Raw genomic sequence first — 20,758 nt, forward strand, 5'->3', positions numbered from 1 at the left:
ATGGCCGTACCGGAAGCCATGATGGAAAACAGGCGATCCTCTTTGCCGGTCTTCAGCAGAAACCGGCAGGCGGGCGACAGAACCGAGCTTGCCCTGCTGGCGATCGCCTTCCTCGTCCTGGCTTCCGTTTTCGCCCTGCTCTTCTCTGTCACGACGGGAGCGTCCGACGCCTCCATTCTCGACGTCGTCAGAAACATGGCAGGCAACGAAACGGCGCTCAGCGCCCGTGACCGGATCATCATCTTCGACATTCGCCTGCCCCGCGCCATCCTCGGCTTCCTGATCGGCGGATCGCTCGCCGTCTCGGGCGCGGTCATGCAGGGCCTGTTTCGTAATCCGCTCGCCGATCCCGGCCTTGTCGGCGTCTCCTCGGGCGCTGGCTTCGGCGCGGTCGTGATGATCGTTCTCGGCGGCACGGTCGCCGCCCCCCTCTACCTCGCACTCGGCATCTACGCCCTGCCGCTCGCAGCCTTCGGCGGCGGCCTGATCACCACGCTGCTGCTTTACCGGGTCGCCACCAGCAACGGCCAGACCTCAGTCGCTACCATGCTGCTTGCCGGAATCGCGCTCGGCGCTCTGACCGGCGCGTTGACGGGCGTGCTCATCTATATGGCCAACGACCAGCAGCTGCGCGACTTGACCTTCTGGGGCATGGGCTCGCTTGCCGGCGCGACCTGGATCAAGATCGCGGCGGCCGGTCCGATCATCCTCCTCTCCTTCATCGCCCTGCCCTTCATGGCCCGTGGCCTGAACGCCATCACGCTCGGCGAAGCGGCTGCCTTCCATATGGGCGTGCCGGTCCAGCGGTTGAAGAATATCGCCATCGTCACCGTTGCCGCCGCAACCGGCGCCTCCGTTGCCGTCAGCGGCGGCATCGGCTTCGTCGGCATCGTCGTTCCGCATATCCTGCGCATGGTGATCGGCCCGGACCATCGCTTCCTGCTGCCGGCCTCCGCGCTTCTCGGCGGTTCGCTGCTGATATTCGCCGATGTTCTCGCCCGCACCATCGTCGCACCCGCCGAAATGCCGATCGGCATCATCACGGCGGCCGTTGGCGGTCCCTTCTTCCTCTGGATCCTGTTACGGCAGCGCTCGCGCCTTGCCCTGTGAGTGTGCACCGATGATCGAAGTTTCCGGCGCCAGCGTGCGCCTTTCCGGCAAGACCATCGTCCGCGATGTCGCCTTCACCGCAAAGGCCGGCGAACTGACCGCCATTGCCGGACCGAACGGCTCCGGCAAGACAACCACGATGAAGGCCGTTTCCGGCGAGCTTGCCTATGAGGGCTCCGTATCTCTGAACGGCGAAGAGGTGCGCACATTGAGGCCGTGGCAACTTGCCTCCATCCGCGGGGTCCTGCCGCAGGCGAACGCCATCTCCTTTCCCTTCACCGTTCGCGAGATCGTCCGCATGGGCCTGACCTCCGGCCTCAACCTCCATGCCGATCAGGCCGATGAGACTGCCGCAAAAGCGCTGGCCGCCGTCGATCTCACCGGCTTCGAAGGCCGCTTCTACCAGGAACTCTCCGGCGGCGAGCAACAGCGTGTGCAGCTCGCCCGCGTGCTTTGCCAGATCTCCGAGCCGGTCGTCGATGGCAGACCCTGCTGGCTGCTGCTGGATGAGCCGGTCTCCAGCCTCGACATCAGCCACCAGCTGACCATCATGACGCTCGCGCGCGATTTCTGTGAGCGCGGCGGCGGGGTGATTGCCGTCATGCATGATCTCAATCTGACGGCTCTCTTCGCCGACCGGATCGTGCTGATGAAATCCGGCCAGCTGGCCGCTGAAGGCAGCGTCCGCGACGTACTGACAGACAAAACGTTGGAGACGGTGTTCGGCTGCCCGCTGCGCGTTAACACGGTGCCTGGCGACGGCACGCCTTTCATCCTGGCCCATAGCGCGCTGGCCAACTCAGGAACCTTTCCAGCCTGAATGCGTTGTCCGCAATGATTTGGGTCAAAGCCGGGCGCTCTCTTCCGTGCCATTGATGGTGCTGACCCCGCGTGAAACCGGGCGGCGCTGATCGCGCCCAGCAATGGAGACAGTCATGGCCTACTCCTTCTTCCAGTCCAGCCGCAGCCGCCGCAACGGCGCTCTTCACAATCTCGAAACCAGCGTCGAAGACCAGATCGCAGCCCTGCGCGAAGAGCTCGCAGAGCTCACCCAAGTTCTCGGCAAGACCTCCCGCCATCAGGGTGAGAAGCTGCGTTCTCAGGCATCCGCAAGCTATGAAGACATCCTCGGCCGCAGCGAGGATCTGCTGAACGAATTGCAGCAGCGCTACCTGCGCGGCGCCGGCGAAGTGCGAAACACCGTGCGTCGTCATCCGCTCGCAACTGTCGGTGCCGCTGCCGCCTTTGGCCTGCTCGTCGCCATGCTCGCGCGCCGCTAGGAGGCTCGATGCTCTTCCCGATCCTGAGCCTGCTCGTCGGCAACAGCGTTCACCGCACGGTGGAACGCACCAAGCGCAACGGCATCTTCATCGCCGTTGCGTTGCTTTTTCTGCTGACTGCCTACGCGCTTGCCGTCACCGCCGGAGCCATCTGGCTGGCAGGCATCTACGGCGCCATCGGCGCATCCCTCTTCCTGGCGGCCTGCGCTCTACTGATCGCGATCATCGTTTTCGTGATCATGACGATCATGAACCATCAGGAAGCCCGCCGCGCCCGGGAACGCCGCGCAGCACTTGAATCTCTGGCAACCGTTGGCCTCGGCTTCGTTCGCACCCAACCGCTCCTGACCGCGGGCATCGTGGCTGCTCTCGTGGCTGCCAATCTGGTGGGTTCGAAGCGCGACGACTAATCCGCATCCTCCTCATTCTTCGATTGCCGCAAGAAGCGCAGCGCGCGCAAAGATGCGCTGCGCTTTTTCTCTGTCGTTGATTGAGGCAATCGCGCTATCGGTCCAACAAAAAAGCCGGCGCCCCGCAGGGCAGCCGGCCATCCTTCCTCCCAGGAAAGGCGTCGATCAGAAGGCAAAAGCCTTCGAGGTAAGTGGCGCCGATGTAGCGTCGGGGCCGAAGTCCGCCTCGCCTGATATCTGCAGGAGATCCTGCAACCGCTGGCGCGCGCGGTTCACGCGGCTCTTGATGGTGCCGACGGCACAGCCACAGATTTCCGCCGCTTCCTCATAGGAGAAGCCCGATGCGCCGACGAGGATGATCGCTTCGCGCTGGTCCGGCGGCAGCTGGTCCAGCGCCTTCTTGAAGTCCTGCAGGTCGAGTGCGCCATATTGGGAAGGGTGCGTCGCCATGGATTCGGTAAACAGGCCATCGCTGTCCTGCACCTCGCGGCCGCTCTTGCGCATCTGGCTGTAAAGCTCGTTGCGCAGGATCGTGAAGAGCCAGGCCTTCATGTTGGTGCCCATCTCGAAATGATCCTGCTTGGCCCAGGCTTTCATGATGGTGTCCTGAACGAGGTCGTCGGCGCGGTCATGCCGGCCGATCAGTGATATGGCAAACGCACGAAGGCTTGGCAGGGCCGCCAGGAGTTCGCGCTTGAAGCTCGGTTGCGCTTTTTCCATGCGGGTATTCCTATTCGGCCATCTTTGCGGAAGCCATCATTTCGGCCTGATCAAGCTTTTCCAGCAGGTCGAGGAAACGGTCGGGAATGGTCTCCTCCTGCGCGGCAGCATAAAGCGACCGCAACCTGACGCCGATCTGGTTGTTCGGGTCCAATAGGTCGCTCGCCCGCAGCTCCAACTGGCGCTCGTCCGGTGCTTCTGTCTTTTGTGTCGTCATCAACTGATCACTTCTTGCCTGTTGTCTTGGGTTGAAAGGCAAAGTCGCTGTAAAAGGTAAATGGAACGGATAAGCGATCGATCAAGCAGGTTATTTCAAACCCTTGATGTCGTAGATCCATTCCGTTCACATGGGTCAAAACGTGACGCCCTTCATTTGTCGGCTAGGATAATGCAACGCCGCAAAAATAGTTCCTCACCTCAGGAACTTTTTTATGGAGGCCGCGTTTTCTGGTCATTGCAGCCATTTACCTGCCTGTAGACGGGAGTTTTTAATGACACTATCCACTCGAATTGCGCCGCACCTTCCTTATCTGCGTCGCTATTCCCGCGCTCTCACCGGCACTCAGACTTCTGGCGATGCTTATGTCGCCGCCGTTCTGGAAGCGATCATCGCCGATCTCTCCATATTCCCGGATACCGCGAATGACCGCGTCGCACTCTACAAACTCTTCACGCAATTGTTTGGTTCCACTGCGGTCGAGATTCCCGAGCCTTCCTCACCCTATGCCTGGGAACAGCGCGCGACGCTGAACCTCTCGAAGGTTTCGCCGCTTGCCCGCCAGGCTTTCCTGCTCGCCTCTGTCGAGAATTTCCGCGTCTCCGAGATCGCAGACATTCTCGAAATCACCGAAGAGGAAACGATGCAGCTGCTCGACAAGGCCTCGCATGAAATCTCGCGTCAGGTCGCGACCGATATCATGATCATCGAGGATGAACCGCTCATCGCCATGGATATCGAGCAGATGGTCGAAAGCCTCGGTCACCGCGTTACCGGCATCGCCCGCACCCATACCGAGGCCGTCGCACTCTATAACAGGACCAAGCCGAGCATGGTGCTCGCCGATATCCAGCTTGCCGACGGCAGCTCCGGCATCGATGCCGTCAACGATATCCTGAAGACCTCGAGCGTGCCCGTGATCTTCATTACCGCCTTCCCCGAGAGATTGCTGACCGGGGAGCGACCGGAACCCACCTTCCTCGTGACCAAACCCTTCAATCCCGACATGGTCAAAGCGCTGATCAGCCAGGCTCTTTTCTTCAACGAAACGACCCGCGTGGCGGCCTGAAACATGAATCTTGGCCATACCGGAACTATTCCGGCAACGATGCGTTCCGGCTCTGCCGGAGCGTATTGGCGGCTTTAACGGTTTTTGCAGCGCTTGCTTTTAGAATGACCGGCAGGTTTGTCGGGAGAGCAACATCCCTCCGTTTGTTCGAAGGGACCGAGGAGAGGCGGCCGAGTGAATACGACTGGACCATTGTCCGGAACGCCTTTCACCACTGAAGGCAAGGCGGCAATAATGGAGCGCGCGCTCGCCAGCGCGGCTATCTCGATTCTCTATCAGGATGCCAGCCTTGCCATCATATACGCCGAAAATCTTCTCCCCTATTTCCAGACCCGTTTCGTCGCCGGCGGCGATGACGGCTCGCTGTTTGGCGAAGCACATGGAAAATCGCTTGCCGCGATAAAGCGGACGGTGCTTGAAACCGGCGCCTCCAGCAATGCCGAGGTAGATGTTGCAATCGACGGCGAAGTCAGGACGTTCGAACTCAACGTTCAGCGCACCGGCGGGCGCGGCAATTACGGTCTGCTCTCCGTCATCTCGGAGATTACCGAAAGCCGGCATCGCGAAAAGGTGCTGAAATCGCTGCTTCGCGAGCTTTCCCACCGCTCCAAGAACCTGCTTGCCATCATCCAGGGCATTGCCACGCAGACCGCCCGCAATACCATTTCTCTCGATTCTTTCCTGATGAAATTCCGCGGGCGTCTTCAATCGCTCTCGAACTCTCAGGATCTGATTACCGATTCCAGTTGGCGCGGCGCCTTTCTGTTCGAACTTGCCGAAAAACAGTTCGCCCCCTATTGGCCGGAAACATCGGGCTCCCTGCCGATATTCGGCATCAACGCGCATCTGACGCCGAATGCCGCGGTCCATCTCGGACTGGCCCTGCATGAATTGATCGTCAATTCCGCCTCCTATGGCGCAATCGCCAGCGGGGCGACCTCGATCACCCTGAACTGCCGGGAGGCTGAGATCGCCGGCCGCCAGGCAATCGAACTCGCCTGGGTGGAAGTGCTTCCAAACAGTGGCGACGTCCACGAATTCAGCGAAAACAGCTTCGGCCGTACAGTGCTGGAGCGCGTCGTGCCCTCTTCCGTCAATGGCAAGGCCGAATTGGCGCTTGTACCGGGCCGCATCGAATATCATCTGACGGTTCCGGAAACGGAATTCGAAATCCTGAAGCGCACCTGAGATTCCGTGATTTTACGCGGTTCCGGACTCGAACCGCACGTTTCTGCTGGAATTGCCTGAGCCAAACGGAGAAACAGCCGGTGCGAGGGCGGCGCACCGGCTGTCTCCACTCACCGGGAGGGGACCGTGAGTTCGTCCGAATGATGGGTTGGGGGCGCGCATGTTGGGTCGATGCGGTCATCATTCGGATATCGCATTAACTACGCTCGTTAACTTTGGTTCCCTCCGATTGGAAAAAAATTGGGCTTTCGTCAATTTTTTCTCGGATGGCCGATTTGGGTTGCTGCTCATATCCATCCAATCGGAATTCAAAGCATGCCTAAAGAAATAGCACAGCAAACAAATTCAATTACTTAAACTGAACAGACGAAAGAAAATTGCCAAAATTTTACCGTTTGATAAATTTTTGAACCTGAGTTACGATTCCCTCACTAGTCGTTACCAATAAAGAGGGAACTTCAATGGAACGCCTGGAAACTGGGATTCGTGCCGGCCGGCTTTCGTCCGCCGAGTACGAGGCTAATTTTTCCGATCTTCATCCGCGCCTCGACAATCACGAAGCGCTGGTTGCCGCCGACCGCTGTTATTTCTGCTATGACGCGCCGTGCATGACGGCCTGTCCCACCTCCATCGACATTCCGCTCTTCATCCGCCAGATCTCGACCGGCAATCCGATCGGCTCTGCGAAGACCATCTTCGACCAGAATATCCTTGGCGGCATGTGCGCCCGCGTCTGTCCCACCGAAGAGCTCTGCGAGCAGGCCTGCGTGCGCAACACCGCCGAAGAGCGTCCCGTCGAGATCGGCCGCCTGCAGCGTTATGCAACGGATGCGGCGATGACGGCCGACAAGCAGTTCTACCGGCGTGCGGAACCGACCGGCAAGAAGATCGCCGTCGTCGGCGCCGGCCCTGCCGGTCTCGCCGCCGCCCATCGCCTTGCCGTCAAGGGCAATGATGTCGTCATCTATGATGCCAAGCCGAAATCCGGCGGCCTCAACGAATATGGCATCGCCACCTACAAGACAGTCGACGACTTCGCCCAGAAGGAAGTCGATTACGTCCTGTCGATCGGCGGCATCGAGGTGAAACATGATCAGCAGCTCGGCCGCGACGTCTCGCTCGCCGACCTGCAGAGCCAGTACGATGCCGTCTTCCTCGGCCTCGGCCTTGCCGGCGTCAACGCATTGCGCGTCGATAACGAAACCCTGCCCGGCGTCGATGACGCTGTCGATTTCATCGCTGAGCTTCGTCAGGCCGGGAACAAGGGCGACATCGCCATCGGCCGCCGCGTCGTCGTCCTTGGCGGCGGCATGACGGCGATCGACGCCGCCGTGCAGGCAAAGCTGCTTGGCGCGGAAGAGGTGACCATCTGCTACCGCCGCGGCAAGGAACATATGAATGCCTCGGAATTCGAGCAGGATCTCGCCACTTCCAAGGGCGTCATCATTCGCCACTGGCTGGCGCCGAAATCCATCCTCTCGCAGGATGGCAAGGTGGCCGCGATCGAGGTGGAATATACTGCTCTCATTGATGGCCGCCTCACCGGCACCGGCGAGACCGGCGTCATCACCGCAGACCATATCCTGAAAGCCATCGGCCAGACCTTCGAAGCCTCCAGCCTCGGCGCGCTGCGCATGGAATCCGGCCGTATCGCCGTTGACCCGGAAGGCCGCACATCGCTCGAAGGTGTCTGGGCCGGCGGCGACTGCGTGTTCGGTGGCGAAGACCTCACCGTATCTGCCGTCGCCCACGGCCGCGACGCGGCCGAATCCATTCACCGCACCCTGACTGCCGCAGCCGCTCCGGCTGTTGCTGTCGCCTGAAGGGGAGAATGAACAATGGCTGATCTCCGCAATAATTTCGTCGGCATCAAGTCTCCGAACCCGTTCTGGCTCGCCTCCGCACCGCCGACCGACAAGGCCTACAATGTCGAGCGTGCCTTCAAGGCCGGCTGGGGCGGCGTCGTCTGGAAGACGCTGGGCGAGGAAGGCCCGCCTGTTGTCAACGTCAACGGCCCGCGCTACGGCGCGATCTGGGGTGCCGACCGCCGCCTGCTCGGCCTGAACAATATCGAGCTCATCACCGACCGCGACCTGCAGACCAACCTGCGCGAAATGAAGCAGGTGAAGATGAACTGGCCGGATCGCGCCTTGATCGCATCGATCATGGTTCCCTGTGAGGAACAGGCCTGGAAGGCGATCCTGCCGCTGGTCGAGGAAACCGGTGCAGACGGCATCGAGCTTAACTTCGGCTGTCCGCACGGCATGTCCGAGCGCGGCATGGGCTCGGCCGTCGGTCAGGTGCCTGAATATATCGAAATGGTCGTGCGCTGGTGCAAGCAATACACGCGCATGCCCGTCATCACCAAGCTGACGCCCAACATCACCGATATCCGCCGCCCTGCCCGCGCCGCCAAGGCCGGCGGCACGGATGCCGTCTCGCTGATCAATACGATCAACTCGATCGTCTCGGTCGATCTCGACAACTTCGCCCCCAACCCGACCGTCGGTGGCAAGGGCAGCCACGGCGGCTATTGCGGCCCTGCCGTCAAGCCGATCGCGCTCAACATGGTCGCCGAGATCGCCCGCGATCCGGAAACCTACGGCCTTCCGATCTCGGGCATCGGCGGCATCACCACCTGGCGCGACGCGGCCGAATTCCTGGTGCTCGGCGCCGGCAACGTTCAGGTCTGCACGGCTGCCATGACCTACGGCTTCAAGATCGTGCAGGAAATGATCACGGGCCTCTCGGACTGGATGGATGAAAAGGGCCACAAGACCCTCGACGACATCACCGGCCGCGCCGTCCAGAACGTCACCGACTGGCAGTATTTGAACCTCAACTACATCGCCAAGGCGAAGATCGACCAGGACGCCTGCATCCAGTGCGGCCGCTGCTACATCGCCTGCGAGGACACCTCGCACCAGGCGATCACCAACTTCGTCGATGGCGTCCGCCATTTCGAGGTGATGGACGAGGAATGCGTCGGCTGCAATCTCTGCGTCAGCGTCTGCCCGGTCGAAAACTGCATCACCATGGAAGAGCTTCCGGCAGGCGCCCTCGACAAGCGCACCGGCAAGCTAGTCGATCCGAACTACGCCAACTGGACGACGCACCCGAACAACCCGATGGCCCGCCAGGCCGCGGAATAACCATCCGCTCAATGTATATAAGATCGACGCCCTCCTGGAGGGCGTCGATTGCTTTTAAGACCTAGGCGTATTGCCTGCTGTCAAAGCTTGAAGGCCTTGACCTCATTGCCACGCTCGATCGTGCGGTTGGCAATGAAGCGCCCGGCTTTCGCCGCCTCCTGCTTTTCCGCTTCGATATCCTGCAGCATTGCCTGCAGGCGCCGGATTGCCAGCGCCTTGTTGCGATGCTGCGAGCGCTCGTCCCGGGCCGTCACAACGAGACCGCTCGGGCGATGCAAGGCGCGAACAGCGCTGTCGGTCGTATTCTGGTGCTGCCCGCCGGGCCCGCCTGCCCGCAACGTCTCGAACTGCAGGTCGGCAGGATCGATCGTCACCGCAACACCTTCAGCCGGAAGATCGATGCGCCGCACGGCCACATACCAGTTTTGCCGCTTGTGGCCGGGGCGGACCACACTCTTGAAGGTGAAGCGGATCGTACCGCAATAGCCTGTTGCAATCCGCTCCGCCGCTTCGCCCTCGATAGTGACGATCGCCGACTTCGCACCATGATGATCCGGCATCGGCCCGAGGTTGACATGGACGACGCACCCTTGCTGTTTCGCCTCGTCTTCAAGGATGCGCAGAAGCGCGGAGACGGCGATCCGGCACTCGACCGGACCGTTGCCCGACGTGATCAGGAGATCAATAGCGCTCACGGCTACGCCCTCCTTCCCGACGGTACTCCGGCTTGCGGCGACGCTGCTCGACCTTGGCTTCGTCCACCGCCTTTTTAAAGGTGACGAGCGGCCGGAAGCTGGCAGCGACGCTCACCAGCTTTTCGTTTTCGAGATCGGCAACCACCTGCCCCGCATCCTTGTAGGCGGACGCCGCCTCTTCGACGACGAGAGCCCGGTCATCGCAAATGGCGATGCCGCCCCAGACATTGCGTAGCAGCTGCTCACGCTCGGACCTGTTACGGCCTGTCCGCCCATGCATGCTGGCCCGGTCATATTTGCGACCGGCCCCATGCGATATGCCGCCAAGCGAACGGGATACATCCGCTGTCGGGCAAACCACATAGCTGAGGCTCGCACGCGATCCGGCGATAGGCGCGAGTTCCCCCGGCGTGACCGCCGCGGCCCCCTTGTAATGCACGAAATCACGTCCGGAAGACCGGACGAGATTGTGCGGCACATCGGCGACGAGGCGCAGATCCGCACGCAATGCGGCGGCTGCCCGTGCTGCGATCAGTCGACGGTTCAGCGATGCCCAGACAACGCACTGGTCATGACTTGCAAGCCACGTGACAGCATCTTGTGAACCCGGCACGAGCCCGGCCGCAAGATCGGGATGAGCGCTGATAGCCTCGGAAAAGACTGCAGCACCGAGGGAACGCGAGCCGGAATGGACAAGCAGGTAGAGAGCCTGACCATCCAGAGCAGCGGAAGCACCGCCATCGCCAAGCGTATCGATGGCCTGCAGCTCGCAAAAATGGTTGCCGCCGCCAATCGTACCGAGTGCATCCGGCGCCAGGGAGGCTGGCAGGCGCACCTCCTCCAGCAAGACAGCGGCATCGCCGATCTCCTCAGCCTCAAGCTGGCGAAGCCGTTCCGCCGCCTTATCGATCTTCAGTTTGCGCAGCGGCAGATCGAGCTGGAAAAGCGACATGCCGCAGCCAATATCATTGCCGATAAGCAGCGGAAGCAGCCGGTCGGACGCCAATGCGACACCGGTTGCGCCATATTTGCCGGGATGCAAATCCGGAAAGGCAGCGATCTGCGAAACGCCCGGAAGACGGGACATTTCGCCAAGTTGATCTAGCGCCGCGCCTTCGATCCAGGTGCGGCCGGAAAAGAAATGATGGATGAGCGCAGGCGCATTGGCCTGCGTCGTCGGGGAGCTTCCGCCCCCGATGGAATTGCCCATGATAATGAACTCTGGATATGAATGGTCTTTCATCGCGCAGACGGCGATGGTCAACCGGCATGCGTCAGCCCAGAGGCTGAGTTACGCCGAAACCCTCTCGGGGCGTGCTGAGATTTTTGTCATCGTGCGCTCCCTTTCCAGAAACAAATGATGCCGCCCCTTTAAGCGAAGCAAAAAACAAATGCAAGCCTGGGACGTATTAATTGCCGAACGACTTTCGATAAGTGCTCGGGCTGGTGCCAAGCCGCCGGCGGAAATGGTGGCGCATGGTCGCGAGTGTGCCGAAGCCGCTGGCAAGCGCAATATCGTCGAGCGACACCGCAAGCTCCTTCTCCAGGAGATCGCGGGCATGCCGCAACCGCTCCTTCAGCAGCCATTCGCCGACACTGTCGCCCGTCGCCGCCTCGAAGCGGCGCTGAAAGGTGCGCATGCTCATCCCGGCCTTGTCGGCAAGCAGGCTGATGGGCTGGTCTTCGGACAACCGCTCGCGCATCCACTCGATCAGCGGCCCCAGACGAATGCCCTCACGCTCTTCCGGCACCGGAGTGGCGATGAACTGCGCCTGCCCCCCTTCGCGATGCGGCGGCACGACGAGCCGTCGCGCCACGCTATTGGCGGCATCGGGGCCGAAATCGCCGCGCACCACATGCAGGCAGAGATCGATGCCCGCCGCACTGCCGGCCGCCGTCAGGATGCTGCCCTCGTCCATATACAGCACATCGGCATCGAGAGCGATGTCGGGGTAGCGCTCGGCAATCGAGGCGACATAGCGCCAGTGCGTCGTCGCGCGCCGTCCGGCCAGCAGGCCGGAAGCCGCGAGCACGGCGACACCCGAGCAGAGCGACATGACACGTGCGCCCCGCTCGTGCGCTGCCCGCAAGGCTGATGTCAGGGGCTCCGGCACCGGCGCATCGATCGCCCGCCATCCCGGCGCGATGATGAGATCTGCCTCTTCGAGCAGTTCTAGCCCTTGATCGACAGCAACCGTCAGCCCGCCGGCAGCGCGCAGCGGACCCGGCTCGATGCCGGCGACGGAGAAGCGATACCAGCCCTCCCCCATCTCCGGCCGCGACAGGCCGAAAACCTCGTAGGCAATACCGAATTCGAAGGTGCAGAGCCCGTCATAGGCGAGCGCCACGACACGTGGTCCCTGCGTTCGATGGAGATCCGATTTTGGCATGATCTTTACGCTGTCAGTCACGATGGCCAATTTCGCCAATCCGTAGCATCGGCAATGATCGGCTGCAACAGCAACCAGGAAAGGACAAGACCTATGCCAAGCCCCGTCTCCGATATCCCTGCCGCTTCTCCCGAAGCCGCCGCCGATCATTTCGCCGGCAAGCTCGCCTTCGAGACCGATTGCTCCGACGTGAACGCCGCCTTCGCCTCGGGCAAGGTCGATTTCGTGCTGCTCGATGTGCGCTCGCCCGCACTCTTTGCGCAGTCGCATGTGCCGGGCGCCCTCAATCTGCCGCATGGCAAGATGACCGCGCACCGCATGTCGGAATGGCCCTCCGATACGCTCTTCGTGGTCTATTGCGCCGGTCCGCATTGCAACGGCGCCGACAAGGCCGCCCTGCGCCTCTCCCGTCTCGGCCTCTCCGTCAAGCTGATGATCGGCGGGCTGACCGGCTGGGCCGATGAAGGGCTCGCCTTTGAAGGCGAGGCAAGCGCCGCCGCCTGATCCGGGATCCCCGCGGCGAAGGATAATTTCATCCGTCACCGGACATGCTTCTCGTGCCGGTGACGGATGACACCATAGACAACCGGCTGGCAGACAGATCCGGATAAATCGGATTGCCAAGCGCGCCGAAATCCATGTTTTTCTATAGGTTTCTCTGGAAATAAGCAGAGGCTGCCGTATATCGCTAGTTTCGCCGACCCTATCCGGCCGGCATACTATGCGACATTACTTGGAACACGGTCAGCATGTCACTTCGCAGTGCCCTTCGTGCACAAACAGCAGATTGCCATGCCGGGGTGGACGCCCTCTTCGGCAATTTCAGCCTCTCCGATATCAGGACCTATAAAACCTTCTTGCGCGCCCATGCCCGCGTGGTTCCGTCCGTCGAAGCCGCCCTGGAGCAGGCCGGTATCGAGCAACTGCTGCCGGATTGGCCGGAGCGACGGCGCGCGCACCTTCTTCTTGCCGACATGGCCGAACTCCAGGAGCCTCCGCCTCCGCTTCTTGCCAAGCCCGATCTACGCGGCGAGGCTGCACTCTGGGGCGCGGTCTATGTGCTGGAGGGATCGAAGCTTGGCGGCGCCATGCTGGCAAAGGCCGTGCCTGATAACCTGCCGAGCAGCTACCTCAGCCCGCACGGTTCGAAGGGTTCGATGCGCGCGTTTATGGAACGTCTTGATACCAGCGGCATTGACGATATGGCAGCCGCGGTTGCGGCTGCGCGCGGCGTTTTCGATCTCTTTCTGAAGGCTGCGCAACTCGAACTGGAAGCTGTTTGATGAGCAATGCGACCGGACCTGTCGATCTGACCAATTGCGACCGCGAGCCGATCCATCAACTCGGTTCCGTCCAGCCCTTCGGTTTTCTGCTTGCGGTATCCTCCGACTGGATCGTCACTCGGGCCTCGGCAAATCTCGCCGAATTCCTGGGCATAACTCACAGCGAAGCCGCGGGCCGGCCCGTGTCGTCGATCATTGTGCCCGAAGCTCTCCACGCCCTCCGCAACAAGCTCGCAACCCTGCGCGGCCCCGACACCGTCGAACGCATTTTCGGCATTGCCCTGACATCAGACCCTCAGCGTTTCGACGTCGCAGTGCATGTGAGCCACGGCCAGGTCATCATCGAAGGCGAACGCTGCAACGAAGGCCAATCCAGCGCCCCGTCGCTCTCCATCCGCAGCATGATGTCGCGTCTTGACCAAACGGAAACGCTGGAAGCCTTCTTTCGCGAAGGCGCACGGCAGGCCCGGGCCCTTACCGGTTTCGACCGTGTCATGGTCTACCGGTTTGATGACAGCGGTTCCGGTGAGGTCGTGGCGGAGGCTGCCCGGCCGGGCATCGGCTCGTTCCTCGGCCTGCACTATCCTGCCTCGGATATTCCTGTGCAGGCGCGCGCGCTCTATCTGCGCAATCTGTTCCGCATCATTGCCGACATCAACGCGACACCGGTGCCGATCCTGCCCGAACTCGATGAACATGGCCGGCCGCTCGATCTCTCCATGTCCGTGCTGCGTTCGGTGTCGCCCATCCATATCGAATATCTCGCCAATATGGGCGTCGGCGCCTCACTCTCGATCTCCATCGTCGTCGATGGCAAGCTCTGGGGCCTGTTTGCCTGCCACCATTACAGCGAACGCCTGCCTTCGGCCGAAAGCCGCTCCACTGCCGAACTCTTCGGCCAGATGTTCGCATCCCGCCTCGAAAGCCGCGAGCGGCGCCTGGCGCTTGACTACGAGACCAAGGCACGTCGCATCGCCGACCGGCTCCTGACATCCGTTGCCGACAATGCAAGCCTGCTCGACGATCCGACCTGGCTGATCGATGCCCTGGCAGACGCCATTCCCGCTGACGGTATCGGCGTCTGGATCAATGGACGGCTGGCGATTGCCGGCCTCGGTCCGGACGAGAAGAGCTTTGCCGCTCTCATCCGCCACCTCAATCGCAATGCTGCCGGCCGGGTCTATGCGGTGGACCGGCTTGCGGAGACCTATCCCGATATCGAAATCGATGATGCCGTGGCGGGCATGCTCGCCATTCCGATCTCCCGTTCGCCGCGCGACTATGTCGTGCTGTTTCGTCAGGAGATCGTGCGCACCGTCCGCTGGGCCGGCGATCCGCACAAGCCAGTGGAATATGGCCCGAACGGTCCGCGGCTTACCCCGCGCAAGAGTTTCGAGGCCTGGTCCGAGCTGGTACGCGGCCGCTCCCTGCCCTTCACCGAAGCCGAGCGTCGCGTGGCAGAAACGATCCGCGTGACCCTGATCGAGGTGGTTCTGCGCCTGACGGACGAAGCGAGCATGGCGCGCCAGCTCGCCAACGAGCGGCAGGAACTGCTGATCGCCGAGCTGAACCATCGTGTCCGCAATATTCTGGGCCTCATCGGCGGTCTGATCCGACAATCGCAATCATCGGCCATCAGCCTGCCGGATTACGTCCGGCAGCTCGAAGGCCGCGTCCAGTCGCTCTCCAGAGCCCACGACCAGATCACCCGCGACCACTGGGCGCCGGCTTCGCTGCGGCAGCTGCTGCTGGCCGAAGCCGCCGCCTATCTCGGCAAGAACGCCGAGCGTATCAGGATGACCGGCGAAGACGTGCTGCTGGAGCCCCAGGCCTTCTCGACGACGGCGCTTGTCTTCCACGAACTGGTTACCAACAGCGCCAAATATGGAAGCCTGTCCGGGTCCGGCTTTGTCGATCTCGGCTGGCTGAGGGATGAAGAAGGCAATCTCCATATCGGCTGGCGGGAAAAGAATGGCCCTCCGGTCACCGAGCCCAAGCGGCAGGGCTTCGGCTCGACGATCATTCGCCGCTCCATCCCCTACGATCTCGGCGGCAAGGCTGAGATCCGCTACATCAAGGAAGGGCTGGAAGCCGATTTCTCGATCCCGGCGAGGTATGTCGAAACAGTCAGCTCGACAAACCAACACCCCGCTGCTGCGCCGGTCGAAACCGCAGCAGGCAAGGTCGTTGCTTCAGACAAGGAACCGCTCGCTGGTCTCAATGTGCTGCTGGTCGAGAATAACCTCATCATCGCCATGGATGGCGAAGACATTCTGCGCCGCTTGGGCGCGGAAGTCGCAACGGCGCCAAGCGTTGCCGATGCGATGGAATTCCTCGCCGGCCAGTCCTTCGATCTGGCACTTCTCGATGTCAATCTCGGTGACGAAACCAGTTTCGCGATTGCCGACCGGCTGGCCGCCAACAACGTGCCCTTCGTCTTCGCGACAGGTTACGGCGAGGGTATAGCGCAGGCCCACAGCCATTCGGATGCGCCGATCCTGCAGAAGCCCTACACGATCGAGGGAGTGACGGACATTCTTGTCCGCATTTCGCTTCCGGCCAAGCTCTGAAGAAATTCGAACAAAGCGTACCGTTAGACGGCCGATCGGCAGCTCAGTCCGGCCGCAACCCGCTTATGAAAAGCTGCTCCAGGAAACGCGCCGCATCCTCGAAGCGCCCGTCGCCGGAATGCGCTTCGCCGAGCACGGCGCGAACCTGCACATCGAAATCAGCATAGTGTTGCGTCGTCGACCAGATCGAGAAGATGAGGTGATAGGGGTCGCAACGGGCGATCTTGCCACTTTTGGTCCAGGTGCGGATGACCGCCGCCTTTTCGTCGACCAGCTCTTTCAGCGGCCCTTTCAGCATATCGAGAACATGCGGCGCACCCTGCAGCATCTCGTTGGCGAAGAGCCGGCTTTCCCTGGGGAAATCGCGCGCCATTTCAAGCTTGCGACGGATATAGCTGCGGATCTCCGATTCCGGATTGCCTTCCGCATCGAAGGCCCTGAGCGGCTCCAGCCAGTTGAAGAGCACCCGGTCGATCAGCGCCCGGTGCATGGCCTCCTTGGTGCGGAAATAGTAGAGCAGGTTCGGCTTCGACATGCCGGCCACTTCGGCGATCTGGTCTATCGTCGAGCCACGAAAGCCGCTGACCGAAAACACATCGAGCGCCGCTTCCAGGATTTGCTCTTCCTTTTCTTCCTGGATCCGTGTCCGCCGAAGTGTCTTCGCCGCTCTCGGTATGGCCATCCGCTCTTTTCCCCTTGAAATTCAACTTCTTCGCTCAAGATTCGAAGAACGGCCCTCCTGCCGCTTTAAAAGGCAACTGCCCGTATTTTTTGCCGGTATTTTCTAGCTGTTTTTCGTGATTTTCGTCTTGAGCGCGGCGATGGAAGTTGTAATGTTTACCAATCGGTCAAATTATCTGCCAGATAAAAAACAAAGGCAACTGGCGATTTTCCGGCGCTGAACAGAACAAAAAGCAGCAGCTGGATTTGACCACGGGAACATGGCGGGCATGTACTTTGCATGACTGCCGCAAAACAGGTGAGGACTTTCAATCATGGTGGCAGCGCCAGGCGAAAACATGCGCGTCAACGGGGACCGTCTCTGGGACAGTCTCATGGACATGGCGAAAATTGGCCCGGGAATTGCCGGCGGCAACAACCGCCAGACGCTGACGGATTCGGACGCGGAGGGCCGTAGCCTCTTCCGCAAGTGGTGCGAAGACGCTGGCATGACGCTTGGTGTCGACAAGATGGGCACGATGTTTGCGACCCGCTCCGGCACCGATCCGAACGCTCTCCCCGTTTATGTCGGCTCGCATCTCGATACGCAGCCGACCGGCGGCAAATATGACGGTGTCCTCGGTGTGCTCGGCGCGCTTGAAATCGTCAGGACAATGAACGATCTCGGCATCAAGACGAAGCACCCCATCGTCGTTACCAACTGGACCAATGAGGAAGGTGCGCGCTTTGCGCCTGCCATGCTGGCCTCCGGCGTCTTTGCCGGCGCGCACAGCCTGGATTTCGCCTATAACCGCAAGGATCCCGAAGGAAATCTCTTCGGCGACGAACTGAAACGCATCGGCTGGGTCGGTGACGAGGAAGTCGGCGCCCGCAAGATGCACGCCTATTTCGAATATCACATCGAGCAGGGCCCGATCCTCGAAGCCGAAGACAAGCAGATCGGCGTCGTCACCCACTGTCAGGGCCTGTGGTGGCTGGAATTCACGCTGACCGGCAAGGAAGCCCATACCGGTTCGACGCCGATGAACATGCGCGTCAATGCCGGCCTTGCCATGTCGCGCATCCTGGAAATGGTGCAGGGTGTCGCAATGGGCGAACAGCCTGGCGCCGTCGGCGGTGTCGGCCAGGTCTTCTTCTCACCGAACTCCCGCAATGTGCTGCCGGGCAAGGTGGTCTTCACCGTCGATATCCGCTCGCCCGACAAGGCCAAGCTCGACCGCATGCGGGCAAAGATCGAGGCCGAAGCGCCCAAGATCTGCGATGCGCTGGGTGTCGGCTGTTCCATCGAGGCGATCGGCCATTTCGAGCCGGTCACCTTCGACGAAAAGCTCGTCACCTCGGTCCGCTCCGCCGCGGACCGCCTCGGCTACTCCCACATGAACATCATCTCCGGCGCCGGCCACGACGCCTGCTGGGCCGCCAAGGTGGCGCCTGCGACGATGGTCATGTGCCCGTGTGTGGGTGGTCTCTCGCATAACGAGGCTGAGGAGATTTCCAAGGAATGGGCAACGGCTGGCGCCGATGTGCTGTTCCATGCTGTGGTAGAGACGGCGGAGATTGTTGTGTGATGGATAGCACCGCGCCTGGGGCCCCCTCATCCGACCCTTCGGGCCACCTTCTCCCCGCTGGGGAGAAGGGGACGATGAACGTCGCCGCCTCCCCCTTCTCCCCTCGGGGAGAAGGGGCCCGAAGGGCGGATGAGGGGGCTCCAAGCGCGACAAAAACTATCAAACAAGACGTCCGCAAACACCGCCCCGCCAAGACCGCGCAAGCAAGAAACCTGCGACAAACCGAAACCGAGGAAGAATATCGCCTCTGGAGTGACCTGCGCGCCCGCCGCCTGAACGGCTACAAATTCGTACGGCAAGTTCCCGTCGGCCCCTTCATCGTCGACTTCCTCTGTCGCGAAGAGCGGCTGATCGTTGAGATCGACGGCTTCCAGCATGCCGAAAGTGTTGCCGATAAACGCAGAACCGAATGGCTCAACGCTAATGGCTATTCGGTCCTGCGCTTCTGGAATCAGGAAGTCTTGCGCGAGCGACGCTCGGTCCTCGAAACGATCCTGGCTGCAATAGAGGGCCGTCTCGAATTCAGCGCCAAACTGCCGGATTTTTATTCGCCAGCCGAACAACGATAATGAATAGGGAACGATCATGACCACAGTCATCAAGAACGGCACCATCGTCACGGCCGACCTCACCTATAAGGCGGATGTGAAGATCGACGGCGGCAAGATCGTCGAGATCGGACCGAACCTTTCCGGCAACGAAGTGCTTGATGCCACAGGCTGTTTCATCATGCCCGGCGGCATCGACCCGCATACCCATCTCGAAATGCCCTTCATGGGCACCTATTCCTCCGACGATTTCGAGAGCGGCACGCGGGCGGCCCTTTCCGGCGGCACGACCATGGTCGTCGACTTCGCCCTTCCCTCGCCCGGCCAGTCGCTGCTCGAAGCGCTGACCATGTGGGACAACAAGTCCACCCGCGCCAATTGCGACTATTCCTTCCACATGGCGATCACATGGTGGGGCGAGCAGGTCTTCAACGAGATGAAGACGATCGTTGAGGACAAGGGCATCAACACCTTCAAGCACTTCATGGCCTACAAGGGCGCGCTGATGGTGAACGACGACGAGATGTTCGCCTCCTTCCAGCGCTGCGCCGAGCTTGGCGCCCTGCCGCTCGTCCATGCCGAGAACGGCGATGTCGTCGCCTCGCTGTCGGCCAAGCTGCTCTCGGAAGGCAATAATGGCCCGGAGGCGCATGCCTATTCGCGCCCTGCCGAAGTCGAGGGCGAAGCCACCAACCGCGCCATCATGATCGCCGACATGGCCGGCTGCCCCGTCTATATCGTCCACACCTCCTGCGAACAGGCGCATGAAGCGATCCGCCGTGCCCGCCAGAAGGGCATTCGCGCCTATGGCGAGCCGCTGATCCAGCACCTGACGCTCGACGAGACCGAATATTTCGACAAGGACTGGGATCATGCCGCCCGCCGCGTCATGTCCCCGCCCTTCCGCAACAAGCAGCATCAGGATAGCCTCTGGGCGGGCCTCGCCTCCGGCTCGCTACAGGTTGTGGCGACTGATCACTGCGCCTTCACCACGGCGCAGAAGCGCTTCGGCGTCGGTGATTTCACCAAGATCCCGAACGGCACCGGCGGCCTCGAAGACCGCATGCCGATGCTTTGGACCTATGGCGTCAATACCGGCCGTCTGACGATGAATGAATTCGTCGCCGTCACCTCGACCAACATCGCCAAGATCCTCAACATTTACCCGAAGAAGGGCGCCATCCTCGTCGGCGCCGATGCCGATCTGGTTGTCTGGGATCCGAAGCGCTCCAAAACCATTTCGTCGAAGCGCCAGCAATCGGCGATCGATTACAACGTCTTCGAGGGCAAGGAAGTCACCGGCCTGCCGCGTTACACGCTGACACGCGGCGTCGTGGCGATCGAGGAAGACACCATCAAGACGCGCTCGGGCCACGGTGAATTCGTCAAGCGCGAGCCGGTTACCGCCGTCAGCAAGGCGCTGTCGACCTGGAAGGAGATCACGGCTCCGCGCAAGGTCGAGCGTACGGGCATCCCGGCAAGCGGGGTATGATATTGATGCGCGGCCATCTGCTTTTGACAATCGTCTGCCTGGCCGCTCTTTCCACTGCGGCAAATGCCGATACGCTGCCCATCAAGGGCAGTTACGGCAACAAGGATGGCTGCGCCTATGCCAAGACCGGCGAAAGCACCGGCTCCGACAACTTCTTCCTGCTGACATCGGAGGCCATCACCACGGCTGCGTCCTATTGCGAGGTCAAGAAGATCTTGAAGACCGAGGGCAAGAACTTCTCCGCAACCGTTGCCTGCCAGGCAGAAGGCGAAGAAAGCAGCTCCGACGATACCGCCAGGATCACGTCTGGCCCGAAAGGCTATACGATCGGTCTTGCCTCGGATGCCAATATCAAGTGGGGGCCGCTGCCGCTATGCAAATAGCC

At 61.2% G+C, this 20,758-nt stretch carries 21 protein-coding genes; 15 read left to right on the forward strand and 6 right to left on the reverse strand.

From position 1 onward, the window contains the following. From FHX06_RS04675 to FHX06_RS04690, 4 genes are all read left to right on the forward strand, one after another. Nucleotides 1–1,110 carry a FecCD family ABC transporter permease gene (locus FHX06_RS04675; RefSeq protein ID WP_113116721.1) on the forward strand — a complete coding sequence of 370 codons (1,110 nt, stop codon included), beginning with the start codon at nucleotides 1–3 and terminating at the stop codon, nucleotides 1,108–1,110. A 10-nt stretch (nucleotides 1,111–1,120) separates the two neighbouring features. Next, on the forward strand, nucleotides 1,121–1,930 hold the full coding sequence (locus FHX06_RS04680) for a heme ABC transporter ATP-binding protein (protein WP_113209857.1): 810 nt from the start codon (nucleotides 1,121–1,123) through the stop codon (nucleotides 1,928–1,930). Nucleotides 1,931–2,045: 115 nt separating this feature from the next. Further along, nucleotides 2,046–2,390 (forward strand): YqjD family protein, encoded by a 345-nt coding sequence (locus FHX06_RS04685; protein ID WP_113209858.1) that lies wholly within the window; start codon nucleotides 2,046–2,048, stop codon nucleotides 2,388–2,390. Nucleotides 2,391–2,398: 8 nt separating this feature from the next. Next, nucleotides 2,399–2,800 (forward strand): hypothetical protein, encoded by a 402-nt coding sequence (locus FHX06_RS04690; RefSeq protein WP_112971150.1) that lies wholly within the window; start codon nucleotides 2,399–2,401, stop codon nucleotides 2,798–2,800. A 165-nt stretch (nucleotides 2,801–2,965) separates the two neighbouring features. On the opposite strand, the gene FHX06_RS04695 is transcribed toward FHX06_RS04690, so the two are convergent. Together FHX06_RS04695 and FHX06_RS04700 are read right to left on the reverse strand one after the other, a co-directional pair. Next, on the reverse strand, nucleotides 2,966–3,520 hold the full coding sequence (locus FHX06_RS04695; RefSeq protein ID WP_007815244.1) for an RNA polymerase sigma factor: 555 nt from the start codon (nucleotides 3,518–3,520) through the stop codon (nucleotides 2,966–2,968). A gap of 10 nt (nucleotides 3,521–3,530) precedes the next feature. After that, complete coding sequence (locus FHX06_RS04700; RefSeq protein ID WP_112544033.1) at nucleotides 3,531–3,737, reverse strand: NepR family anti-sigma factor; 207 nt, start codon at nucleotides 3,735–3,737, stop codon at nucleotides 3,531–3,533. Between the two features lie 274 nt (nucleotides 3,738–4,011). On the opposite strand from FHX06_RS04700, the gene FHX06_RS04705 reads away from it, so the two are divergent. The 4 genes from FHX06_RS04705 (at nucleotide 4,012) to preA (ending at nucleotide 9,146) form a co-directional block, all read left to right on the forward strand. After that, on the forward strand, nucleotides 4,012–4,806 hold the full coding sequence (locus FHX06_RS04705; protein WP_112544032.1) for a response regulator: 795 nt from the start codon (nucleotides 4,012–4,014) through the stop codon (nucleotides 4,804–4,806). A 192-nt stretch (nucleotides 4,807–4,998) separates the two neighbouring features. Beyond that, nucleotides 4,999–5,994 carry a sensor histidine kinase gene (locus FHX06_RS04710; protein ID WP_183847598.1) on the forward strand — a complete coding sequence of 332 codons (996 nt, stop codon included), beginning with the start codon at nucleotides 4,999–5,001 and terminating at the stop codon, nucleotides 5,992–5,994. A gap of 461 nt (nucleotides 5,995–6,455) precedes the next feature. Next, nucleotides 6,456–7,817 carry an NAD(P)-dependent oxidoreductase gene (locus FHX06_RS04715; protein ID WP_113209859.1) on the forward strand — a complete coding sequence of 454 codons (1,362 nt, stop codon included), beginning with the start codon at nucleotides 6,456–6,458 and terminating at the stop codon, nucleotides 7,815–7,817. 15 nt (nucleotides 7,818–7,832) lie between these two features. Beyond that, nucleotides 7,833–9,146: an NAD-dependent dihydropyrimidine dehydrogenase subunit PreA gene (gene preA, locus FHX06_RS04720; protein ID WP_113209860.1), complete on the forward strand. Its 1,314-nt coding sequence runs from the start codon at nucleotides 7,833–7,835 to the stop codon at nucleotides 9,144–9,146. Nucleotides 9,147–9,226: 80 nt separating this feature from the next. Here preA and prfH read toward each other — a convergent pair whose 3' ends face one another. The 3 genes from prfH to ftrA form a co-directional block, all read right to left on the reverse strand. Next, nucleotides 9,227–9,841 carry a peptide chain release factor H gene (gene prfH, locus FHX06_RS04725; RefSeq protein WP_113209861.1) on the reverse strand — a complete coding sequence of 205 codons (615 nt, stop codon included), beginning with the start codon at nucleotides 9,839–9,841 and terminating at the stop codon, nucleotides 9,227–9,229. Beyond that, nucleotides 9,828–11,051: an RNA ligase RtcB family protein gene (locus FHX06_RS04730; RefSeq protein ID WP_113209862.1), complete on the reverse strand. Its 1,224-nt coding sequence runs from the start codon at nucleotides 11,049–11,051 to the stop codon at nucleotides 9,828–9,830. The genes prfH and FHX06_RS04730 overlap by 14 nt, the downstream gene beginning before the upstream one ends. A gap of 199 nt (nucleotides 11,052–11,250) precedes the next feature. Next, entirely contained in the window at nucleotides 11,251–12,252 is a 1,002-nt protein-coding gene (ftrA, locus tag FHX06_RS04735; protein WP_113209959.1) for a transcriptional regulator FtrA, read from the reverse strand. Nucleotides 12,253–12,324: 72 nt separating this feature from the next. Here ftrA and FHX06_RS04740 point away from each other — a divergent pair, with 72 nt between their 5' ends. The 3 genes from FHX06_RS04740 to FHX06_RS04750 all read left to right on the forward strand — a co-directional run bounded on the left by FHX06_RS04740 (nucleotide 12,325) and on the right by FHX06_RS04750 (nucleotide 16,084). Continuing rightward, nucleotides 12,325–12,735 carry a rhodanese-like domain-containing protein gene (locus FHX06_RS04740; protein WP_112971155.1) on the forward strand — a complete coding sequence of 137 codons (411 nt, stop codon included), beginning with the start codon at nucleotides 12,325–12,327 and terminating at the stop codon, nucleotides 12,733–12,735. Between the two features lie 245 nt (nucleotides 12,736–12,980). Then, a complete protein-coding gene (locus tag FHX06_RS04745; protein WP_113209863.1) occupies nucleotides 12,981–13,514 on the forward strand; it encodes a biliverdin-producing heme oxygenase in 534 nt (177 codons plus the stop codon). Then, complete coding sequence (locus FHX06_RS04750; RefSeq protein ID WP_113209864.1) at nucleotides 13,514–16,084, forward strand: HWE histidine kinase domain-containing protein; 2,571 nt, start codon at nucleotides 13,514–13,516, stop codon at nucleotides 16,082–16,084. Before FHX06_RS04745 ends, FHX06_RS04750 begins: the two co-directional genes overlap by 1 nt. A gap of 43 nt (nucleotides 16,085–16,127) precedes the next feature. On the opposite strand, the gene FHX06_RS04755 is transcribed toward FHX06_RS04750, so the two are convergent. Beyond that, nucleotides 16,128–16,766 carry a TetR family transcriptional regulator C-terminal domain-containing protein gene (locus FHX06_RS04755; protein WP_113116702.1) on the reverse strand — a complete coding sequence of 213 codons (639 nt, stop codon included), beginning with the start codon at nucleotides 16,764–16,766 and terminating at the stop codon, nucleotides 16,128–16,130. A 313-nt stretch (nucleotides 16,767–17,079) separates the two neighbouring features. Between FHX06_RS04755 and FHX06_RS04760 the strand changes: the two genes are divergently transcribed. Genes FHX06_RS04760 through FHX06_RS04775 form a run of 4 tightly spaced genes read left to right on the forward strand, consistent with a single transcriptional unit; the run spans nucleotide 17,080 to nucleotide 20,756 of the window. After that, nucleotides 17,080–18,333, forward strand: a complete 1,254-nt coding sequence (locus FHX06_RS04760) for a Zn-dependent hydrolase (RefSeq protein ID WP_113209865.1) — start codon at nucleotides 17,080–17,082, stop codon at nucleotides 18,331–18,333. Continuing rightward, nucleotides 18,333–18,902: an endonuclease domain-containing protein gene (locus FHX06_RS04765; RefSeq protein ID WP_113209866.1), complete on the forward strand. Its 570-nt coding sequence runs from the start codon at nucleotides 18,333–18,335 to the stop codon at nucleotides 18,900–18,902. Before FHX06_RS04760 ends, FHX06_RS04765 begins: the two co-directional genes overlap by 1 nt. A gap of 16 nt (nucleotides 18,903–18,918) precedes the next feature. Beyond that, nucleotides 18,919–20,373 (forward strand): dihydropyrimidinase, encoded by a 1,455-nt coding sequence (gene hydA / locus FHX06_RS04770; protein ID WP_183878228.1) that lies wholly within the window; start codon nucleotides 18,919–18,921, stop codon nucleotides 20,371–20,373. Nucleotides 20,374–20,378: 5 nt separating this feature from the next. Then, nucleotides 20,379–20,756: a hypothetical protein gene (locus tag FHX06_RS04775; RefSeq protein WP_246715472.1), complete on the forward strand. Its 378-nt coding sequence runs from the start codon at nucleotides 20,379–20,381 to the stop codon at nucleotides 20,754–20,756. Nucleotides 20,757–20,758 lie beyond the last annotated feature (2 nt).

Source organism: Rhizobium sp. BK512 (assembly GCF_014194915.1).
In the GTDB taxonomy this organism is placed as follows: domain Bacteria; phylum Pseudomonadota; class Alphaproteobacteria; order Rhizobiales; family Rhizobiaceae; genus Rhizobium.